Consider the following 21,140-nt stretch of genomic DNA (forward strand, 5'->3'; position numbering starts at 1 on the left):
GAAATTTCCATTAAGACTGTAATTCACTCCTGAAGGCGTTAACATGATAAGACTATCTTTGAAAAACACAGGCACGTAATTCCGACGTTGAGAGCTGTATCGTCCCACATTCGTTCGCTGTTTTTACTCCTCCTGATTACGGCCGGAGCCGTTCACGGTGCGCCCAATTCCTTTGTGCAGCAGGCGCAAAACCCCTTTGATAACAATGGCGATGGCCTGCCGGATCTGGGTCTGGCACAACCTTCGTCGCAGGGTGAAAAGCATCTGGCGGAGATGGCTAAAGCCTTTGGTGAAGCCAGCATGACCGATAACGGCCTTACTACCGGCGAGCAGGCCCGGCAGTTTGCCTTTGGCAAGGTGCGCGATGCCGTAAGCGGTGAGGTGAACCAGCAGATAGAATCCTGGCTTTCGCCGTGGGGGAACGCCAGCGTCAACCTGCTGGTGGATGACGAGGGTAAATTCAACGGCAGCAGCGGAAGCTGGTTCATCCCGTGGAACGATAACAATCGTTACCTGAGCTGGAGCCAGCTCGGGCTGACGCAGCAAACCGACGGTCTGGTCAGCAATGCCGGCGTCGGGCAGCGCTGGGTCGCCGGACGCTGGCTGCTGGGCTATAACACCTTTTACGACAATCTGCTGGACGAAAACCTGCAGCGCGCCGGGCTGGGGGCTGAAGCGTGGGGAGAAAACCTGCGCCTGTCGGCTAACTATTATCAACCCTTTGCCGGCTGGCGCGACAGCTCCGACGTGCAGGAGCAGCGCATGGCGCGCGGGTACGACATCACCGCCAAGGCCTGGCTGCCGTGGTTTCACCACCTGAACACCAGCGTCAGCTTTGAACAATATTTTGGTGATAACGTCGATTTGTTCGATAGCGGAACCGGCTATCACAACCCGATGGCGGTCAATCTTGGGCTGAACTACACCCCCGTCCCGCTGGTGACGCTGACGGCGGCGCATAAGCAAGGGGAGAGCGGGGTGAGTCAGAACAACCTTGGGCTAAAGCTCAACTATCGTTTCGGCGTGCCGCTGGTGAAGCAGCTTTCTGCGGGGGAAGTGGCCGCCACGCGCTCGCTGCGCGGCAGTCGCTACGATTCACCGGAAAGGGACAGCCTGCCGGTGATGGAGTTCCGCCAGCGCAAAACGCTGTCGGTCTATCTTGCGACGCCGCCTTGGGATCTGAAAGGAGGCGAAACCGTCATGCTGAAGCTACAGATACGCAGCACCCACGGGGTTCGTCAGCTGCACTGGCAGGGTGATACGCAGGCGCTGAGCCTGACGGCACCGTCGAACAGCACCAGCAGCGACGGCTGGAGCGTGATTATGCCGGCATGGGACGAACGCGAAGGCGCGAGTAACCGCTGGCGGCTGTCGGTGGTGGTGGAAGATAAGGATGGGCAGCGCGTCTCATCCAATGAGATCACGCTAGCTGTGGTGCAACCGCTGGTAGCATTACCGGATGACGATCCACGGTGGAAGCTGCTGCCGGACGAATAACGTTAGAAAATACGTTCCTGATGGACCCACACGGCGGCTTCAACGCGGGATTTCAACTTCATTTTCTTCAGCATGTGCTTCACATGCACCTTAACCGTGCTTTCGGTGATATCAAGACGGCGGGCGATCATTTTGTTCGGCAGGCCCTGGGCAATCAGCTTCAGGATATCGCGCTCGCGCGGCGTAAGCTGGCTGACGTCACGATCTGAGGTGGCGCGGTTCGCGCGCAGGCTGGCGGCCAGCACCGGCGTTAACGCTTCGCTCAGGACCATCTCACCGGCGGCGGCCTGCTGCAGCGCCTTGAGCAGATCTTCCGGCTCCATATCCTTGAGCAGATAGCCGTCCGCGCCGCGTTTCAACGCCGTGACCACATCCTCTTCGTGATTTGAAACGCTAAAGACCACTACGCGGCCAGAAAGGGATTTTTCGCGCAGCTTGTCGAGCGTTTCCAGCCCGTTCATGCCCGGCATATTGAGATCGAGCAGGATCAAATCAGGATCGAGCGATTCGGCAAGCTCAATACCCTGTTCGCCGTTGCTGGCTTCGCCAACGACGGTGATATCTGGCGCCATGCTGACCAGCTGTTTTACGCCGGTGCGCAGCATCGGATGGTCGTCGATCAGCAGGATTGAGGCCGGTTCCTGATTAGTCATGGTTTTCTCCTTGAGAAGTTATAAGCGGTTTTTCGGGGATAAAGGTGACCACAACTTCTGTGCCTCCCGTCTCTCTCCGGCGAACCTGGCAATCACCGCGCAGGCTTTGCGCGCGGTCACGCATGATGATTAAACCATAGTGGTTAGTTCGTTCGGCATTTTCCGGCACGCCGTAGCCGTTGTCCTGAACCGCGAGCTTCACCTGATTATCGTGCTGGCTAACGGTTACCGTTACCGCCGTCGCGCCGGAATGTTTGAGCACGTTGCTCAGGGCTTCACGGGCAATCTGCAGTACGTGAATGGCCTGATGAGAGGGGACAAAACGCGGCGGCAGCTGGTAGTCGAGCTTCACCGGGAATCCCAGTCGGGCGCTAAATTCGTGGCAGCTGGATTCGAGCGCAGGGCGCAGGCCCGGCTCCGTCAGCTGCAGCCGGAAGGTCGTCAGCAGCTCGCGTAGCTGCACCCAGGAGGTGTTCAGCTCGTTGCGGATTTGGCTGAGCAGTTGCTTATTGCTCTCAGGCATATCGGCATCCTGCATTTGCAGGCAGCTCACCTGCATTTTCATACACGAGAGCGACTGCGCGATCGAGTCGTGAAGCTCGCGGGCGATGGTGGCACGCTCCTCCATCACGATCAGCTGCTGCTGTTTTTCCTGATGCCTGTCGAGTGCCAGCGTCGCCGTCAGCTGTTCAACCAGGGTATCCACAAGCTGCTGCTGGTCGTGGCTAAGGTGACGTCCCGTGGGCAGCGTCGCCAGCAGTATGCCGTACTGAGTGTGGCTGTCGGTGAGGCGCCATTTGAGCGTGGTGCCGCCGGTGGTCAGCTGCGGTAGCCCGCGCGGGCAAAGGTGACAGCCCTTGTCATCGCAGGACATATCCGACTGGCAGGTAAATTCCTGGTGGTTCTCTTCGTCTTCAATATCGTAGACCCGCAGTTCGAGGTCGTGCAGAAGCGTCAGGTTTTGCAGGCCGTTGAGTACCGGCGAGAGACGCTCGCACAGCGGCACCTGCATATGCAGACGACGGTTGGCCTGCCACAGGAAAGAGAGTATTTCGTTTTTCTGCTCAAGCCCGGCGGTTTTTTCCTGCACCCGTTTTTCCAGCACCGCGTAGCTTTCAGACAGCTCTTCAGACATGGTATTGAGCGCCTGACCCAGCATGGCCATTTCGTTACGGCCGCTGATGTGGGCCCGCTGGGTGAAGTCACGGTCCGTTACGGCGCGGGCCATCGCCAGCAGCTGTTTCCACGGGTTTAACAGGCGGGCGCGCAGCCAGACGATGGTAAAAATTAACAGCAGCCCCATAAACAGGGCCATAGCGCGGTGAACCATGACCACGCGGTCGATGCGCAGCTCGGTCGTTTGGTCGAAAGAGGAGACCAGAGCATCAATACGGGAAACAAAACCGGCAACGTCCTTCGCCACCGTTTCGGCCTGCTGCGCCTGCTGTAGCCCCGGCCTGAGCTGGGTGTGCCAGTAATTTTGGAGCGATTTGAGCTGAGGCTCCTGACCGTCGCGCATGGCGGCTCTTTCCAGCTCGGCGCTGAATGCCGTCCGCTCCATTTCGTCGATCAGTACCCGATCGTCCGGCGTTAAGGGAACCGACGCCAGCAGCCGGTAACTCTGCATACGCAGCGATCCTGCCTCGTTAATGGCATGTGCATTACCCTGCACGCCCTGTACCAGCCAGCCAGAAATAGCCATGCCGGTCACACCGATAGCGGTAGACAGCAAGACGATAAGCGCCAGCTGGTTCACTAGCGTCAACGGTGATAAACATCTTCTTAACATAGCGTTGCCGGGCTCCTGACGTGGCCTGCTTGCAGGAATGGCGTTATTCTCATGCATACCCTGGAGTATACCCATACCAATAAAGGATTACCTCTAAATTGCCAGTGGGGTAGCGGTTGGGGGGAGGGAACGGCAGGGGGGCTTCATAGCCGTGAAAAACCACATCTTTTTTACCGGATCATCCTACTCACTAAGGAGCATGACTTTTTTTTCGCCGCAAAACCACCCACTTTTCCTTTGATTTATATCAACTTACCGCCGCTCTAAAACCCTAATGTTTGCAGCATCTTTCAAGAATCAGAGGTGTCTATGAGTCACTCATCCGCTCCCGAAAGGGAAAGTGGTTCCGTTATTACCGACTGGCGTCCGGAGGACCCGGCATTCTGGCAACAGCGTGGCCATCGTGTAGCAAGCCGTAACCTGTGGATTTCCGTTCCCTGCCTGCTGTTAGCGTTTTGCGTCTGGATGTTGTTTAGTGCTGTTGCGGTAAACCTGCCCAAAGTTGGCTTTACCTTTACCACCGATCAGCTGTTTATGTTAACCGCGCTGCCGTCGCTGTCGGGAGCGCTTTTGCGCGTGCCTTACGCCTTTATGGTGCCGGTCTTTGGCGGTCGCCGCTGGACGGCGTTCAGCACCGGGATCATGATCGTTCCTTGCGTATGGTTAGGGTTTGCGGTGCAGGATACCTCTACGCCGTTTAGCGTGTTCGTGATCATCTCTCTGCTGTGCGGCTTTGCGGGTGCAAACTTTGCGTCGAGCATGGCGAACATCAGCTTCTTCTTCCCGAAAGCGAAGCAGGGCGGTGCGCTGGGTATTAACGGCGGCCTGGGCAACATGGGCGTGAGCGTGATGCAGCTGATTGCGCCGCTGGCGATCTCTGTCTCCATCTTCGCGGCCTTTGGCGGCGGTGGCGTGACGCAGCCGGACGGTTCATCTCTGTTCCTTGAGAATGCGGCCTGGATTTGGGTTCCGTTCCTGGTGGTCTTTACGCTGGCATCCTGGTTCTTTATGAACGATTTGTCAGCGTCGAAGGCCTCCCTGAGCGAGCAGCTTCCGGTACTGAAACGTGGGCACCTGTGGGTGATGGCGCTGCTCTATCTGGCAACCTTTGGCTCGTTCATCGGCTTCTCCGCCGGTTTCGCGATGCTGTCGAAAACGCAGTTCCCGGAAATTCAGATCCTGCACTTTGCGTTCTTTGGTCCGTTTATCGGCGCGCTGGCGCGTTCTCTGGGCGGGATGATTTCTGACCGTCTGGGCGGAACCCGCGTGACCCTCATGAACTTCGTGGTGATGGCTGTCTTCTGCGCGCTGCTGTTCCTGACGCTGCCGGTCGACGGGCAGGGCGGTAACTTCCTCGCCTTCTTCGGCGTGTTTATGGTGCTGTTCCTGACGGCCGGGCTGGGAAGTGCGTCTACCTTCCAGATGATCTCCGTCATCTTCCGTAAGCTGACCATGGACCGCGTTAAGGCGCAGGGCGGCAGTGAAGAGCAGGCGATGCGTGAAGCAGCGACCGACACGGCCGCTGCCCTGGGCTTTATCTCTGCGATTGGCGCCATTGGCGGCTTCTTTATCCCGAAAGCGTTCGGTATTTCGCTTGACCTGACCGGCTCACCGGCAGGGGCAATGAAAGTATTCCTCGTCTTCTACATCGCCTGCGTAGTGATTACGTGGCTGGTGTATGGCCGTAATACCAAGAAAAAATAAGTAAGATTGATTATCCGTTTGCGCGGCCTCAGTGCCGCGCTTTTTTTATTACGTATTTAGTTACAACATACTTATCTGTTTTCACAGGCGCGCCGCGGGTAACACTGCGATCGCTATCGCATTACAGGCGTCTCTACCCCTTAATACCTAAGATGTTAAATGCTGCCCCGCTTTTTGTACGATAAATAGAGAATATCCTTATAAATCATTAATATAAAAAATCAAAAAATATACCGCTTTGGTGGTATTCGACGTAATACCTCCCTTAACAGACCCCGTCCGCCTTGATCGTTATCAATTCTCACCATCTTTCATAGCGTTACCTTCGCTGCAAATCAGCAATGTCGATTTAGAGAGCCACAGGCTCCACACAGGAGATACCCGATGAGCAAATTTTTGGACCGGTTTCGCTACTTCAAACAGAAGGGTGAAACTTTTGCCGATGGGCACGGCCAGGTTCTGGAGACTAACCGGGACTGGGAAGACGGTTACCGCCAGCGCTGGCAGCATGACAAAGTCGTCCGTTCTACCCACGGCGTAAACTGCACTGGCTCATGCAGCTGGAAGATTTTCGTCAAAAACGGGCTGGTGACCTGGGAAGTGCAGCAGACGGACTATCCGCGCACGCGCCCGGACCTGCCAAACCACGAACCGCGCGGCTGTCCGCGCGGCGCGAGTTACTCCTGGTATCTCTACAGCGCTAACCGCTTGAAATACCCGTTGATGCGCAAGCGCCTGATGAAAATCTGGCGTGAAGCGAAAGCCCAGCACAGCGATCCGGTTGATGCCTGGGCATCGATTATCGAAGACGCCGACAAAGCGAAAAGCTTTAAGCAGGCACGCGGTCGCGGCGGCTTCGTGCGTTCCTCATGGAAAGAAGTCAACGAGCTGATTGCCGCCTCTAACGTCTATACCGTAAAAACCTACGGCCCTGACCGCGTAGCGGGCTTCTCGCCAATCCCGGCGATGTCGATGGTCTCTTATGCCTCCGGCGCGCGCTACCTCTCCCTGATTGGCGGGACCTGCCTGAGCTTCTATGACTGGTACTGCGACCTGCCGCCTGCGTCTCCGCAGACCTGGGGCGAGCAGACCGACGTGCCTGAATCCGCCGACTGGTATAACTCCAGCTACATCCTGGCCTGGGGCTCTAACGTTCCTCAGACCCGTACCCCGGACGCACACTTCTTTACCGAAGTGCGCTACAAAGGCACCAAGACCGTTGCGATTACCCCTGACTACGCCGAAATCGCGAAGCTGTGCGACCTGTGGTTAGCACCGAAGCAGGGTACCGATGCGGCAATGGCGCTGGCGATGGGCCACGTGATGCTGCGCGAGTTCCACCTGGACAAGCCTAGCCAGTACTTTACCGACTACGTGCGTCGCTACACCGACATGCCAATGCTGGTGATGCTGGAAGAGCGTGACGGCTACTATGCCGCGGGCCGTATGCTGCGCGCCGCTGACCTGGTGGATGCGCTGGGTCAGGAAAACAATCCACAGTGGAAAACCGTTGCCTGCAACAGCAGCGGTGAGCTGATTGCGCCAAACGGCTCTATCGGCTTCCGCTGGGGCGAAAAAGGCAAGTGGAACCTGGAACAGCGCGACGGTACGTCCGGTGAAGAGACCGATCTGCGCCTGAGCATGCTGGGCAGCCAGGACGAGATCGCGGACGTGGGCTTCCCGTACTTCGGCGGGGAAGGGACCGAGCACGTTAACAAAGTGGAGCTGCAAAACGTCCTGATACATAAGCTGCCGGTGAAACGCCTGCAGCTGGCCGACGGTTCAACCGCGCTGGTCACCACCGTGTACGATCTGACCATGGCTAACTACGGCCTCGATCGCGGCCTGAACGACGAAAACTGCGCAACCGGCTACGACGAGGTGAAAGCGTACACCCCGGCGTGGGCTGAGCAGATCACCGGCGTTCCGGCGGCGCAGATCACCCGCATCGCGCGTGAATTTGCAGAGAACGCCGACAAAACCCACGGTCGTTCGATGATTATCGTCGGTGCCGGTCTGAACCACTGGTATCACCTCGATATGAACTATCGCGGCCTGATCAACATGCTGATCTTCTGCGGCTGCGTTGGCCAGAGCGGCGGCGGCTGGGCGCACTATGTGGGCCAGGAAAAACTGCGTCCGCAGACCGGCTGGCAGCCGCTGGCGTTTGCCCTCGACTGGCAGCGTCCGGCACGCCACATGAACAGCACCTCCTACTTCTATAACCACTCCAGCCAGTGGCGCTACGAGACGGTTACCGCGCAGGAATTACTGTCGCCGATGGCGGATAAATCCCGCTACAGCGGCCACCTGATTGACTTCAACGTTCGCGCTGAACGCATGGGCTGGCTGCCGTCTGCACCGCAGCTGGGTACCAACCCGCTGCGCATTGCGGAAGAGGCGAAGAAAGCAGGCATGACGCCGGTGGATTACACCGTTAAATCCCTGAAGGAAGGCTCCATTCGCTTCGCGGCGGAACAGCCTGAAAACGGTAAAAACCATCCGCGCAACCTGTTCATCTGGCGCTCCAACCTGCTCGGTTCTTCCGGTAAGGGCCACGAGTTTATGCTGAAGTATCTGCTCGGAACCGACCACGGTATTCAGGGTAAAGATCTCGGCAAGCAGGGCGGCGTGAAGCCTGAAGAAGTGGAATGGCAGGATAACGGCCTGGACGGCAAGCTGGATCTGGTGGTGACGCTGGACTTCCGTCTGTCCAGCACCTGCCTGTACTCCGATATCGTTCTGCCAACGGCAACCTGGTACGAAAAAGACGACATGAATACCTCGGATATGCATCCGTTTATTCATCCGCTGTCTGCTGCCGTTGACCCGGCGTGGGAATCCAAAAGCGACTGGGAAATTTACAAAGGCATCGCCGAGAAATTCTCCGAAGTCTGCGTAGGTCACCTGGGCAAAGAAACCGACGTGGTGACGCTGCCGATCCAGCACGACTCCGCCGCCGAACTGGCGCAGCCGCTGGACGTGAAGGACTGGAAAAAAGGCGAGTGCGACCTTATCCCGGGCGTGACCGCGCCGCACATCATTCCAGTTGAGCGTGACTACCCGGCGACCTACGAGCGCTTTACCTCTATCGGCCCGCTGATGGAGAAAATCGGCAACGGCGGTAAAGGGATTGCCTGGAATACCCAGAGCGAAATGGATCTGCTGCGTAAGCTCAATTACACCAAGGCAGATGGCCCGGCCAAAGGCCAGCCGATGCTGAATACCGCGATTGATGCTGCGGAGATGATCCTGACTCTGGCTCCGGAAACCAACGGCCAGGTGGCCGTGAAGGCCTGGGCCGCGCTGAGTGAGTTTACCGGTCGTGACCACAAGCATCTGGCCCTGAATAAAGAAGACGAGAAAATCCGCTTCCGCGATATCCAGGCCCAGCCGCGCAAAATTATCTCCAGCCCGACCTGGTCAGGCCTGGAAGACGAGCACGTTTCCTATAACGCAGGCTATACCAACGTTCACGAGCTGATCCCGTGGCGCACCCTGACCGGTCGTCAGTCTCTGTATCAGGATCACCAGTGGATGCGTGATTTCGGTGAGAGCCTGCTGGTGTACCGTCCACCAATCGACACCCGCTCGGTGAAGGCGGTGATGGGCGAGAAGTCCAACGGTAATCCGGAGAAAGCGCTGAACTTCCTCACGCCGCACCAGAAGTGGGGTATCCACTCCACCTACAGCGACAACCTGCTGATGCTGACGCTGGGTCGCGGTGGTCCGATTGTGTGGATGAGCGAAGCCGATGCCAAAGATCTGGGCATTGTGGATAACGACTGGATTGAGGTGTTCAACACCAACGGTTCGTTAACCGCGCGTGCGGTGGTGAGCCAGCGCGTTCCGGCGGGAATGACCATGATGTACCACGCGCAGGAACGTATCGTGAACATTCCTGGCTCAGAAATTACCGAGCAGCGCGGCGGTATTCACAACTCGGTCACCCGTATTACGCCGAAGCCAACCCATATGATCGGTGGCTATGCGCAGCTGGCCTACGGCTTTAACTACTACGGCACCGTAGGATCTAACCGCGATGAGTTCGTGGTGGTACGTAAGATGAAGAATATTAACTGGTTAGACGGCGAAGGTAATGATCAGGTACAGGAGAGCGTAAAATGAAAATTCGTTCACAAGTCGGCATGGTGCTGAATCTGGATAAATGCATCGGCTGTCACACCTGCTCAGTCACCTGTAAAAACGTCTGGACCAGCCGCGAAGGCACCGAATACGCCTGGTTCAACAACGTGGAAACCAAGCCGGGCACCGGCTTCCCGACCAACTGGGAAGACCAGGAGAAATACAAGGGCGGCTGGATCCGCAAAATCAACGGCAAAATTCAGCCGCGCATGGGTAACCGCGCGATGCTGCTGGGTAAAATCTTCGCTAACCCGCATCTGCCGGGCATTGACGATTACTACGAGCCGTTTGATTTTGACTATCAGAACCTGCATAACGCAGCGGAAGGGAAACATCAGCCGATTGCCCGCCCTCGCTCGCTGATTACCGGTCAGCGCATGAACAAGATCGAAAAAGGCCCGAACTGGGAAGACGATCTGGGCGGCGAGTTTGAGAAGCTGTCGAAAGACAAAAACTTCGAGAACATGCAGAAGGCGATGTACGGCCAGTTCGAAAACACCTTCATGATGTACCTGCCGCGCCTGTGCGAGCACTGCCTCAACCCGGCGTGCGTGGCGACCTGCCCGAGCGGCGCCATCTACAAGCGTGAAGAGGACGGCATCGTCCTGATCGACCAGGACAAGTGCCGCGGCTGGCGTATGTGTATCACCGGCTGCCCGTACAAAAAAATCTACTTCAACTGGAAGAGCGGCAAGTCAGAGAAGTGCATCTTCTGCTATCCGCGCATCGAAGCCGGTATGCCAACCGTCTGTTCAGAAAGCTGCGTGGGCCGTATTCGCTACCTAGGCGTGCTGCTGTACGACGCGGACGCGATTGAAACGGCAGCGAGCACCGAGCACGAGAAAGACCTTTATCAGCGTCAGCTGGACGTGTTCCTCGATCCTAACGATCCGAAAGTGATCGAGCAGGCGCTGAAGGACGGCGTGCCGCAGAGCGTGATCGACGCTGCGCAGCAGTCGCCGGTGTACAAAATGGCAATGGACTGGAAGCTGGCCCTGCCGCTGCATCCGGAATACCGCACGCTGCCGATGGTCTGGTACGTGCCGCCTCTGTCACCGATTCAGTCTGCCGCCGACGCGGGCGAACTGGGCAGCAACGGCATTCTGCCGGACGTCGAAAGCCTGCGTATCCCGGTTCAGTACCTGGCAAACCTGCTGACCGCAGGCGATACCCAGCCTGTACTGCTGGCGCTGAAGCGTATGCTGGCGATGCGCCACTTCAAACGTACCGAAACCGTCGACGGCGTGATTGACACCCGTGCGCTGGAAGAGGTGGGTCTGACCGAAGCGCAGGCGCAGGAGATGTACCGCTACCTGGCGATTGCCAACTACGAAGACCGTTTCGTGGTGCCGAGCAGCCACCGCGAACAGGCTCGCGAAGCCTTCCCGGAAAAAAGCGGATGTGGCTTTACCTTCGGTGACGGTTGCCACGGTTCAGACACGAAATTCAACCTGTTCAACAGCCGCCGCATCGACGCGATGGATGTGACCAGCAAAACGGAGCCGCACCAATGATTGAACTCGTCATTGTTTCGCGTCTGCTCGAGTACCCGGATGCTGCGCTTGCGCAGCATCAGCAGGAACTCTTTGATGCACTCGCGTCATCTGAAAACCTGGACAAAGAGGACGCTCAGAAGCTGGGCGTTTTCCTCCGCGATCTGTTAGCCCGCGATCTTCTGGACGCGCAGGCGGACTACAGCCAGCTGTTCGATCGCGGTCGCGCCACCTCGCTGCTGCTGTTTGAACACGTTCACGGTGAATCCCGCGACCGCGGTCAGGCGATGGTGGATCTGATGTCCCAGTATGAGCAGCACGGCCTGCAGCTTGACAGCCGAGAGCTGCCCGATCATCTGCCGCTGTACCTGGAATATCTGGCGCAGCTGCCTAAAGAAGAGGCGCTTGGCGGCCTGCAGGACATCGCACCGATTCTGGCGCTGCTAGGCGCGCGTCTTCAGCAGCGTGAAAGCCGCTACGCCGTGCTGTTCGACCTGCTGATGAAGCTGGCAAACGCATCGGTCGACGGTGAAAAAGTGGCGGAGAAAATTGCGGATGAAGCCCGCGACGACACTCCGCAGGCGCTGGACGCGGTCTGGGAAGAAGAGCAGGTGAAATTCTTTGCTGACCAGAAGTGCGGCGAGTCTGAAATCTCTGCTCACCAGCGTCGTTTTGCCGGGGCCGTTGCTCCGCAATATTTGAATATCTCTAACGGAGGACGGCAATAATGCACTTCCTGAATATGTTCTTCTTTGACATCTACCCGTATATCGCGGGCACCGTGTTCCTGGTGGGAAGCTGGCTGCGTTATGACTATGGCCAGTACACCTGGCGTGCTGCCTCCAGCCAGATGCTGGACCGCAAGGGGATGAACCTGGCGTCTAACCTGTTCCACATCGGGATCCTGGGCGTGATTGCAGGCCATGCATTCGGAATGTTGACGCCGCATTGGATGTATGAAGCGTGGTTGCCGCTGGAAGTGAAACAGAAGATGGCAATGTTCGGTGGCGGTGCTGCGGGTCTTATGTGTCTGGTTGGCGGCCTGTTGCTACTTAAACGCCGCCTCTTCAGCCCTCGCATTCGCGCTACGACAACCCCAGCAGATATTCTGGTGATGTCGGTACTGGTTATCCAGTGTGCGCTGGGTCTGCTGACCATTCCATTCTCTGCGCAGCATATGGACGGCAGCGAAATGATGAAGCTGGTCGGCTGGGCGCAGTCCGTCGTGACCTTCCACGGCGGTGCGTCTGAACACCTGGACGGCGTGGCGTTTATTTTCCGCATGCACCTGGTGCTCGGCATGACCCTGTTTGTGCTGTTCCCGTTCTCTCGTCTGGTACACATCTGGAGCGTGCCGGTGGAATACCTGACGCGCAAATACCAGATTGTGCGTGCCCGCCGCTAATTTACCGTTTTGACCCTAACCCCGCGCTCGCGGGGTTTTTTTTCGCCCCAGCCAAGATTATTTCCCGCCGCCGCGAACAGGATCAGCGCGCCGCCCGCCAGCTGCGTGAGGTTTAGCGAATGTCCAAACACCAGGTTGTCGACCACAAGTGCCACCACCGGATAGATAAACGATAGCGAGCCGGTAATGGGCGTCGGCAGTTTCTGAATGGCGCTATAGAGCAGCTGGTACATGATGCCGGTATGGACAATGCCTAACGTCAGCAACATTGGCCAGGGGAAGTCACCGGATAGTGTTGGCATGCTCGCAAATGGCAAAAGCATCGCTACGCCCGTCAGCACCTGTATAAAAGCGATGTGCTGCGGTGCGATGGACCTGAGCTTTCGGGCAATGATTGCCGTCAGCGCATAGAAGAAGGCTGCACCCAGGGCCAGGCCGATCCCGACAAGCCATTCCTTGCTGTGCGCGCCGCTCAGCTCGCTGGAGAGCAATATCACTACGCCACCAAAGGCGAGGAACAGCCAACCCCACTTCACCAGACTCACGCGCTCGCCTAAAAGCATGCCCATCATGACCAGCATGAACGGCTGGGTGTTATACACCACGGTAGAAAGCCCAATAGAGATCCGTTCGTAGGCGGCGAACAGTAACAGCCAGTTCACCACTAATGCCACGCCGCCCAGAATGGCCAGCAGCAGCGTGGTGCGGGTAAGGGGGCTAAAGGGCTTTTGACTTACCCGAATAAAAATAAAAAGCGCGACTGCCCCGATAAGGCAGCGCCAGAACACCACTTCCGTCACCGGCAGGCCGCTGAGTAAAACAAACGCGCCTATAGAGCCGGAAATCAACATCGCCAGGCACATTTGCCAGACGCCTTTTTGTAAATCGCCCATCATTCACCTCCTGATTAATGACGTTATTGTCGAAAATCGCTGTCGGGTTTTACAGGGGTGAGATAAGGTGAAATGCAGTAATGCCTTTTTTTAATTAGGAGGAAACGATGGAATGCCTTCTCGATGATATCGACCGACAAATTTTAGCCTGTCTGGTCGAGGATGCGCGCATGTCCCTAAAGGTGCTCAGTGGTCGCGTTGGCCTGACCTCGCCCAGCACGGCAGAGCGTCTGAAACGGCTTGAAGAGCGGGGCGTGATTCAGGGGTATGGTGCGCGGGTGAATCTGGCTGCGCTGGGGTATACGTTGCAGGCGCTGGTGCGCGTGCGGCCATTGCCGGGGTTGCTCCAAAAGGTGGATAAATACATTCAGGCGATGCCAGAGTGTATTGAGAGCGACAAGGTGACGGGGGAGGATTGCTTTGTGATCAGGCTGGTGGTGCGATCCATAGAGCAACTCGACGCGTTGCTGGACGGCCTGGCGGAACATGCACAGTGTAATACGTCGATTGTGAAGAGTTCTCCGGTGAAACGTCGTTTGCCGCCGATGTAGGTTTCTGTCGCCGGGTGGCGGCTGCGCCTTACCCGGCCTACGAAGGCGGACGCGTTTCGAGTTTATTATGATTTTAGGTTTTACTGGCAGTGATGGTGGTGGGGGAAGGATTACTCGGCGCGTTGCGCCTCGCCCTTCGGGTCGTTGCCTGCGGCAACGCTTTCTCGCTGCGCTCGAATCGAACCTTAGTCGAAGCTTCTCATCCTTCCCCGTTACGGAAAAGCACGATGCCTGGTGCGAATAGAAGGTTTAGAGCGATCTGGAAGCGATGGTGGTGGGGGAAGGATTCGAACCTTCGAAGTCGATGACGGCAGATTTACAGTCTGCTCCCTTTGGCCGCTCGGGAACCCCACCAGGGGTAATTCATATTTTGAGGTCGTGCTGAGAGATGGTGGTGGGGGAAGGATTCGAACCTTCGAAGTCGATGACGGCAGATTTACAGTCTGCTCCCTTTGGCCGCTCGGGAACCCCACCACGGGGTAATGCTTATACTGGCCTGCTTCCTGTTGGGAAGCGGGGCGCATCATATCAAATGAGACGCCCCTGTAAAGCATTCCTTTAGGAAAAAGAGGCCGTTTGCCTGCTTTTTATCCGTAAAGGTGCAAAGCTAATCAATTCATTTTCCGAAGGATTAAAGAATAATCGTTCTGTTGCCGTACACAAAGACGCGCTGACCCAGCACCTGGTAGAGCGCGCGGCTCAGCACGTTTTTCTCAACGTCACGTCCGGCGCGCATCATATCTTCAGCCGTGTAGGTGTGATCCACGTGAATTACGTCCTGCATGATGATTGGACCTTCATCCAGATTATCATTCACGTAGTGCGCGGTCGCACCGATGATCTTCACGCCGCGCTCATACGCCTGGTGATACGGGCGTGCGCCAATAAAGGCCGGCAGGAACGAGTGGTGAATGTTGATAATCTTGTTCGGGAAACGTGCCACGAAGGACGGCGTCAGTACGCGCATGTATTTTGCCAGCACCACGTAGTCGGGATTATGCGCTTCAATAGCCTGCGCCATCAGATCGTCGTGCTCTTCACGAGTATGGCCTTCATGGCTCACCAGTTCGAACGGAATATCAAACCGCTCTACCAGCGTGCGCAGCGTCTCATGGTTGCCAATAACGGCAGCAATTTCAACGTCCAGCCCGCCGTAATTGGCTTTCATCAGCAGATCGCCGAGGCAGTGTGCTTCTTTGGTCACCAGGATCACGATGCGGCGGCGACCAGCCGGGGTGAGTTCGCGCACGGAGCCTTCCGGCAGGGCACTGTCAAGGTCGGCAAGCAGGGTGGTGTCGTTGAAAATCCCTTCCAGCTCGGTACGCATAAAGAAGCGGCCGGTACGGTGGTCAACGAACTCGTTGTTCTGCACGATATTCAGTTCATGCTTGTAGCAAATATTGGTAATTCGTGCGATCAGCCCCTTTTGGTCGGGACAGATGGTGCGCAGAACTTTACGTTGTAGTGATTGCATCGCCGGGAAATCCTGTTTGTGTATTTGCGAAGTCTGGGTTGTCAGGCGTTACTGCCCGCAACACTTTTTGAATTTTTTACCTGAACCACATGGGCAGGGATCGTTACGACCAAACTGTGGGCGCGTTCCGTCAATATAATACCATTGCCCGCTTTCCTTTAAGAACCGGGAACGCTCGATAATGGCGCCTGGCTTATTTTGCTCGATGAAACGGGCAACGAAGCTGACGAAACCTTCGCCTTCACGATCGCCCGGGGCGGACTCATAGACCGTGAGGCCAAGCCATTGGGTATTGGCGAACCCGGTTTCGATATCCTGCCTGAAATCGCCTGCATGGCAGGACGGATGCCAGGTTTTAATCAGGTAGTCTGCGTCTTTGATCACAAAAGCAGTATACCGTGAACGCATAAGGTGTGACGGGTCTGGTGCAACCTGTTCGCCGGAAAGATATCGCTGGCAACATAGGCTATACTCCAGAGCGCTACCACAGGGGCAGAGTTGAGACACGATTCTCTTCCTGGAACAAAAAATAAAGGCGTTAAACGCTTCGGGTAGCACCATGTTAACCGAGCAGTTGCGTTGACGCTATGTCGGGAATCCAGGGGAAGTAAAACAGGGCTAATGAGAAAAGTTAAAGTTGGACTGGCGCTGGGCTCAGGTGCAGCCCGGGGATGGTCGCATATCGGGGTGATCAACGCCCTGAAGCAGATGGGCGTTGAGATTGATATTGTTGCCGGGTGTTCTATAGGGTCGCTGGTTGGGGCTGCCTACGCCTGCGGTAAACTCCCTGAACTGGAAGGCTGGGTCCGTTCCTTCAGCTATTGGGATGTACTCCGCCTGATGGATCTCTCCTGGCAACGGGGTGGGCTGCTGCGCGGTGAACGCGTGTTTAACCAGTTCCGCCAGATTATGCCTCTCGAAGATTTCACTCATTGTCAGATGCCTTTCGGCGCCGTTGCGACGAACCTCAGTACGGGACGTGAGCTTTGGCTTACCGAAGGCGATCTTCACCTTGCCGTTCGCGCGTCCTGCAGCATACCTGGACTGATGGCACCTGTTCCGCATAATGGCTACTGGCTGGTCGATGGTGGGGTCGTGAACCCGGTTCCCATCTCCCTGACGCGCGCAATGGGGGCCGACATCGTGATCGCCGTAGACCTACAGCATGATGCGCATCTGATGCAGCAAGACCTGATGCCCGTAAATTTGCACAGCGATGAGTCCGAGGTTGAAAAATTGGCCTGGCACGAACGCCTGCGCGGGCGGATTGGCCGCATGGCTGCGCGACGCGCAGTTACCGCCCCTACGGCAATGGAAATTATGACAACATCAATCCAGGTGCTTGAGAATCGCCTAAAACGAAATCGTATGGCAGGCGACCCTCCAGATATTCTGATTCAGCCGTTTTGTCCGCAAATCTCGACCCTTGATTTCCATCGGGCTGAGGCCGCCATCGCAGCGGGCTCCGTAGCCGTCGAAAAGAAAATGGACGAATTGTTGCCATTTGTGCGAACCGCACTTTAAGCATCTATTTTTGATTACTTCAGCAAAATCTGACAGGCGATAGTGCCGATACCATGCCACTATTTAGTAACTGTCAGCCAGGGGAGGATTCATGACGCAGCCATTGGCCGGAAAACATATATTGATTGTTGAAGACGAACCCGTTTTCCGCTCGCTGCTGGATTCATGGTTGTCATCATTGGGGGCTATAACCCTTCTTGCTGAGGACGGGATCGACGCGCTGGAAAAAATGGCGAATGCTACCGCCGATCTGATGATCTGCGATATTGATATGCCGCGGATGAATGGGCTCAAGCTGGTCGAACACTTACGTAACGAAGGTGATACGACGCCTATCCTCGTGATTTCCGCCACAGAAAATATGGCCGATATCGCCAAAGCATTACGTCTGGGCGTTCAGGATATTCTGCTGAAACCCGTAAAGGATTTGAACCGCCTACGAGAAACGGTTTTAGCCTGTCTTTATCCAAATATGTTTAATTCCCGCGTGGAGGAAGAGGAACGCCTCTTCCAGGACTGGGACGCACTGGTCAGTAACCCACTTGCCGCCGCAAAATTATTGCAGGAGCTTCAGCCGCCGGTTCAACAAAACCTCTCTCACTGTCGAGTAAATTATCGACAGCTGGTGGCTGCCGATCAGCCTGGTCTTGTGCTTGATATTGCCCCGCTGTCCGATTCCGACCTGGCATTTTATTGTCTGGACGTCACGCGGGCAGGGGATAATGGAGTATTAGCAGCCCTGTTGCTTCGTGCACTATTTAATGGACTGCTCCAGGAGCAGCTGTCACATCAGGGACAACGGCTTCCTGAGTTAGGCAGTTTGCTTAAACAAGTTAATCATCTTTTCCGGCAGGCCAATTTACCAGGGCAATTTCCACTGTTGGTGGGGTATTACCATAGTGGGCTGAAAAATCTGATCCTGGTGTCTGCCGGACTAAACGCGTCACTGAATACCGGAGAGCATCATATTCAGGTAAGCAACGGCGTACCGCTGGGGACATTAGAGACGGCTTATCTTAATCAGATTAGCCATCGCTGTTCATCCTGGCAGTGCCAAATTTGGGGGGCTGGAGGACGGCTTCGCTTAATGTTGTCCACGGAATAAGCAGTTGGATATTATTCGTGAGAATGCTTTACCTCTGTTTTCTCCGGGGTGCTACTATCACGGCCCAGATTCATGCGTATTTGTCTTAATTGATCGGCAACGCGTTCTTTTCAGACCCGGACTGTAGGGTAAGACTGATATACTCAACGCGTTATTTAATGCATAAAGTTCAAAAGTTGAACAGCTCAGGAGAATTTCAATGGCTGCCCTTAATTCGAAAGTCAGAAAGGCCGTTATCCCGGTAGCGGGATTGGGGACCAGGATGTTACCAGCAACTAAGGCGATTCCTAAAGAGATGCTGCCTTTGGTTGATAAGCCATTAATCCAGTATGTCGTGAATGAATGTATCGCTGCAGGTATTACTGAAATTGTGCTGGTTACGCATTCATCCAAAAACTCTATCGAAAACCATTTCGATACAAGTTTTGAACTTGAAGCAATGCTGGAAAAACGTGTTAAACGTCAGCTGTTGGCTGAAGTTCAATCTATTTGTCCGCCTCACGTAACCATTATGCAGGTTCGTCAGGGGCTGGCTAAAGGGCTGGGCCATGCCGTATTGTGCGCACACCCTGTAGTGGGCGACGAGCCTGTTGCCGTTATTCTGCCAGACGTTATTCTGGATGAATTCGAATCTGACCTGTCACAGGACAACCTGGCAGAGATGATTAAACGCTTCGACGAAACGGGCAGCAGCCAGATTATGGTTGAGCCGGTGGATGACGTTACCGCTTACGGTGTCGTTGACTGTAAGGGTGTGAACCTGGAACCCGGTGAAAGTGTTCCGATGGTAGGTGTGGTTGAGAAGCCAAAAGCTGACGTAGCGCCTTCAAATCTGGCCGTGGTTGGCCGTTATGTCCTGAGCGCAGAAATCTGGCCACTGCTGGCGAAAACCCCTCCTGGAGCGGGTGATGAGATCCAGCTGACCGACGGTATCGATATGCTGATCGAGAAAGAAACCGTTGAAGCTTACCATATGAAAGGTAAGAGCCATGACTGCGGCAATAAACTCGGTTATATGCAGGCGTTTGTCGAATATGGTATCCGCCACAATACCCTGGGTGAAGAATTTAAAGCCTGGCTGAAAGATACCATGGGTATTAAAAAATAATCCTGGCTGGCAATGAACAAAACCGGTGTGGCGATGCCCACCGGTTTTTTTATGCCCATAACACCCTGTTGAAGGTATGGACTGTAAAAGTGCTTAAATAGCCGCTTGTCGCTATATGACAGAGTGTAAGGGGATGTTCCCGGTAAATTGCAGACACAAAAAATCCCGCATTAAGCGGGATTTTTAAGAATCAGTCCTGATTAATCCTTGATCAGGAAGTCATCCAGTTGTTTACCCTGCTCGTCCATCGCTTTCTTGATAACAGCTGGGGTACGGCCCTGGCCTGTCCAGGTTTTCTCTTCGCCGTTCTCATCGATGTAGCTATATTTAGCCGGGCGAGCAGCGCGTTTAGCTTTGGTGCCGGTTTTAGCCGCAGCCATGCTGTTCAGCAATTCGTTTGGATCGATACCATCAGCAATCAGCATTTCGCGATATTGCTGCAGTTTACGCGTACGCTCTTCAACTTCTGCTGCAGCTGCGCTTTCTTCTTCGCGACGTTCATTAACGACAACTTCTAATTTTTCCAGCATTTCTTCAAGCGTTTCGAGGGTGCATTCTCTTGCTTGCGCACGAAGAGTACGGATGTTGTTCAGAATTTTAAGTGCTTCGCTCATTGTAGTAATCTCAAACTTATAATGGGGGTGGTTTGTTGTCCTAATAATAGAGCCATACATTCAGTTGTGCAATAGCCTGGAATGTAAGGAATTCAAAAAATACTAAATTATCGCCGCTATTATTAATTACGCTAACTTAAATTTCATCCGCAGTATGGCCGCTTGTTATCACCCAGGCCGCCTCAACCCGGTTGTTTGCATGTTTTTTTTGTGACATTTACCGCAGGAATTATAGTTGCGGCGGATAAATATCAGCCTTTTGTATTACTTCGGTATAGCCGTGTCCGGGTAGAAATAGTTAATAAATAGTGAATTTTAAGGAACGTGGATTCCAGTATAAAAAGAAGTGTTATGTTTCCCCGAATGCATAACTTAATGACCTGGGTTAATGCCATTACTGCATGTTTTAACGCATTATTTTCTTAATCTGCTGCAAGTTATCTCTCCTCAAAGCCGCATACTCTGTGCGGTCTGTCGCTGATGGCGAGACAAAATATGGTACAATGAACCATCGGGAATATTACACATTGATTAGGGTTTTACGACCAATGGCACAACTTTATTTCTACTATTCGGCAATGAATGCAGGGAAATCTACGGCGCTACTGCAATCCTCTTACAATTATCAGGAACGGGGCATGCGTACCGTTGTTTACACCGCTGAAATCGACGACCGATTTGGTGCGGGGAAGGTGAGCTCACGGATTGGGCTCTCTTCTCCTGCGCGGCTTTATAATCCGCAGACCGACCTGCTGCAGGATATCCGCGCGGAAAATGCGTCACAGCCTATTCACTGCGTGTTAGTTGATGAAAGCCAGTTCCTGACGCGAGAGCAGGTTCATGCGCTTTCTGAGGTCGTTGACGAACTTGATATTCCCGTTCTTTGCTATGGGCTGCGCACAGATTTCAGGGGCGAGTTATTTCCCGGTAGCCAGTATTTGCTAGCCTGGTCAGATAAGCTTGTTGAACTGAAAACGATCTGTTTCTGCGGGCGTAAAGCCAGCATGGTGCTGCGTCTGGACCAGTCGGGAAAACCCTATGCAGACGGCGAGCAGGTGGTGATAGGAGGCAATGAACGCTATGTATCGGTCTGCCGTAAGCACTATAAAGAAGCGCTGGCCGTGGGCTCTCTGACAGCGCTTCAACACGACAACCGCCGGTAATGCGTTGTTGAAATTATTTGC

General features: G+C 55.0%; 17 protein-coding genes, 2 tRNA genes and 1 other RNA gene. 11 read left to right on the top strand and 9 right to left on the bottom strand.

Annotated features, from left to right (window positions below):
• Nucleotides 1-78 precede the first annotated feature (78 nt).
• Complete coding sequence (locus tag E0L20_RS01630; RefSeq protein WP_131632376.1) at nucleotides 79-1,497, top strand: YchO/YchP family invasin; 1,419 nt, start codon at nucleotides 79-81, stop codon at nucleotides 1,495-1,497.
• Nucleotides 1,498-1,499: 2 nt separating this feature from the next.
• Here E0L20_RS01630 and narL read toward each other — a convergent pair whose 3' ends face one another.
• On the bottom strand, nucleotides 1,500-2,150 hold the full coding sequence (narL, locus tag E0L20_RS01635; protein WP_003856701.1) for a two-component system response regulator NarL: 651 nt from the start codon (nucleotides 2,148-2,150) through the stop codon (nucleotides 1,500-1,502).
• Complete coding sequence (narX, locus tag E0L20_RS01640) at nucleotides 2,143-3,939, bottom strand: nitrate/nitrite two-component system sensor histidine kinase NarX (protein ID WP_131632377.1); 1,797 nt, start codon at nucleotides 3,937-3,939, stop codon at nucleotides 2,143-2,145. The genes narL and narX overlap by 8 nt, the downstream gene beginning before the upstream one ends.
• Before the next feature lie 309 nt (nucleotides 3,940-4,248).
• Here narX and E0L20_RS01645 point away from each other — a divergent pair, with 309 nt between their 5' ends.
• The 5 genes from E0L20_RS01645 to narI all read left to right on the top strand — a co-directional run bounded on the left by E0L20_RS01645 (nucleotide 4,249) and on the right by narI (nucleotide 12,687).
• Nucleotides 4,249-5,643 (top strand): NarK family nitrate/nitrite MFS transporter, encoded by a 1,395-nt coding sequence (locus E0L20_RS01645; RefSeq protein WP_131632378.1) that lies wholly within the window; start codon nucleotides 4,249-4,251, stop codon nucleotides 5,641-5,643.
• A gap of 384 nt (nucleotides 5,644-6,027) precedes the next feature.
• Nucleotides 6,028-9,771 carry a nitrate reductase subunit alpha gene (locus E0L20_RS01650; RefSeq protein ID WP_131632379.1) on the top strand — a complete coding sequence of 1,248 codons (3,744 nt, stop codon included), beginning with the start codon at nucleotides 6,028-6,030 and terminating at the stop codon, nucleotides 9,769-9,771.
• The gene (gene narH / locus E0L20_RS01655; RefSeq protein ID WP_131632380.1) at nucleotides 9,768-11,303 is read left to right on the top strand and encodes a nitrate reductase subunit beta; all 1,536 of its coding nucleotides are present in this window, start codon (nucleotides 9,768-9,770) and stop codon (nucleotides 11,301-11,303) included. The genes E0L20_RS01650 and narH overlap by 4 nt, the downstream gene beginning before the upstream one ends.
• A complete protein-coding gene (narJ, locus tag E0L20_RS01660; protein WP_131632381.1) occupies nucleotides 11,300-12,010 on the top strand; it encodes a nitrate reductase molybdenum cofactor assembly chaperone in 711 nt (236 codons plus the stop codon). Before narH ends, narJ begins: the two co-directional genes overlap by 4 nt.
• Nucleotides 12,010-12,687, top strand: a complete 678-nt coding sequence (narI, locus tag E0L20_RS01665; RefSeq protein ID WP_131632382.1) for a respiratory nitrate reductase subunit gamma — start codon at nucleotides 12,010-12,012, stop codon at nucleotides 12,685-12,687. The genes narJ and narI overlap by 1 nt, the downstream gene beginning before the upstream one ends.
• Here the strand turns inward: narI and E0L20_RS01670 are convergent.
• Nucleotides 12,684-13,580, bottom strand: a complete 897-nt coding sequence (locus E0L20_RS01670) for a DMT family transporter (protein WP_131632803.1) — start codon at nucleotides 13,578-13,580, stop codon at nucleotides 12,684-12,686. The genes narI and E0L20_RS01670 overlap by 4 nt on opposite strands.
• Before the next feature lie 107 nt (nucleotides 13,581-13,687).
• Here E0L20_RS01670 and E0L20_RS01675 point away from each other — a divergent pair, with 107 nt between their 5' ends.
• Nucleotides 13,688-14,131 carry an Lrp/AsnC family transcriptional regulator gene (locus E0L20_RS01675; protein WP_131632383.1) on the top strand — a complete coding sequence of 148 codons (444 nt, stop codon included), beginning with the start codon at nucleotides 13,688-13,690 and terminating at the stop codon, nucleotides 14,129-14,131.
• A 93-nt stretch (nucleotides 14,132-14,224) separates the two neighbouring features.
• On the opposite strand, the gene E0L20_RS01680 is transcribed toward E0L20_RS01675, so the two are convergent.
• The 5 genes from E0L20_RS01680 to E0L20_RS01700 form a co-directional block, all read right to left on the bottom strand.
• A non-coding RNA gene (locus tag E0L20_RS01680) (RtT sRNA) lies at nucleotides 14,225-14,355 on the bottom strand.
• Nucleotides 14,356-14,400: 45 nt separating this feature from the next.
• Nucleotides 14,401-14,485 (bottom strand) — tRNA-Tyr (locus E0L20_RS01685).
• Nucleotides 14,486-14,520: 35 nt separating this feature from the next.
• A tRNA-Tyr gene (locus E0L20_RS01690) sits at nucleotides 14,521-14,605 on the bottom strand.
• A 157-nt stretch (nucleotides 14,606-14,762) separates the two neighbouring features.
• Nucleotides 14,763-15,605 carry a formyltetrahydrofolate deformylase gene (gene purU / locus E0L20_RS01695; RefSeq protein WP_131632384.1) on the bottom strand — a complete coding sequence of 281 codons (843 nt, stop codon included), beginning with the start codon at nucleotides 15,603-15,605 and terminating at the stop codon, nucleotides 14,763-14,765.
• A gap of 48 nt (nucleotides 15,606-15,653) precedes the next feature.
• Entirely contained in the window at nucleotides 15,654-16,112 is a 459-nt protein-coding gene (locus E0L20_RS01700; RefSeq protein WP_131632385.1) for a YchJ family protein, read from the bottom strand.
• Between the two features lie 114 nt (nucleotides 16,113-16,226).
• Here E0L20_RS01700 and rssA point away from each other — a divergent pair, with 114 nt between their 5' ends.
• From rssA to galU, 3 genes are all read left to right on the top strand, one after another.
• Nucleotides 16,227-17,129: a patatin-like phospholipase RssA gene (gene rssA, locus E0L20_RS01705; protein ID WP_131632386.1), complete on the top strand. Its 903-nt coding sequence runs from the start codon at nucleotides 16,227-16,229 to the stop codon at nucleotides 17,127-17,129.
• Between the two features lie 91 nt (nucleotides 17,130-17,220).
• Nucleotides 17,221-18,234, top strand: a complete 1,014-nt coding sequence (rssB, locus tag E0L20_RS01710; protein ID WP_131632387.1) for a two-component system response regulator RssB — start codon at nucleotides 17,221-17,223, stop codon at nucleotides 18,232-18,234.
• Nucleotides 18,235-18,433: 199 nt separating this feature from the next.
• A complete protein-coding gene (gene galU, locus E0L20_RS01715) occupies nucleotides 18,434-19,342 on the top strand; it encodes a UTP--glucose-1-phosphate uridylyltransferase GalU (protein ID WP_131632388.1) in 909 nt (302 codons plus the stop codon).
• A gap of 200 nt (nucleotides 19,343-19,542) precedes the next feature.
• On the opposite strand, the gene hns is transcribed toward galU, so the two are convergent.
• Complete coding sequence (gene hns / locus E0L20_RS01720; RefSeq protein WP_131632389.1) at nucleotides 19,543-19,956, bottom strand: histone-like nucleoid-structuring protein H-NS; 414 nt, start codon at nucleotides 19,954-19,956, stop codon at nucleotides 19,543-19,545.
• A 548-nt stretch (nucleotides 19,957-20,504) separates the two neighbouring features.
• Between hns and tdk the strand changes: the two genes are divergently transcribed.
• Entirely contained in the window at nucleotides 20,505-21,119 is a 615-nt protein-coding gene (gene tdk / locus E0L20_RS01725; RefSeq protein WP_131632390.1) for a thymidine kinase, read from the top strand.
• Nucleotides 21,120-21,140: the final 21 nt, after the last annotated feature.

Origin of the sequence: Enterobacter wuhouensis (genome assembly GCF_004331265.1) — a bacterium.
Taxonomy (GTDB): domain Bacteria; phylum Pseudomonadota; class Gammaproteobacteria; order Enterobacterales; family Enterobacteriaceae; genus Enterobacter; species Enterobacter wuhouensis.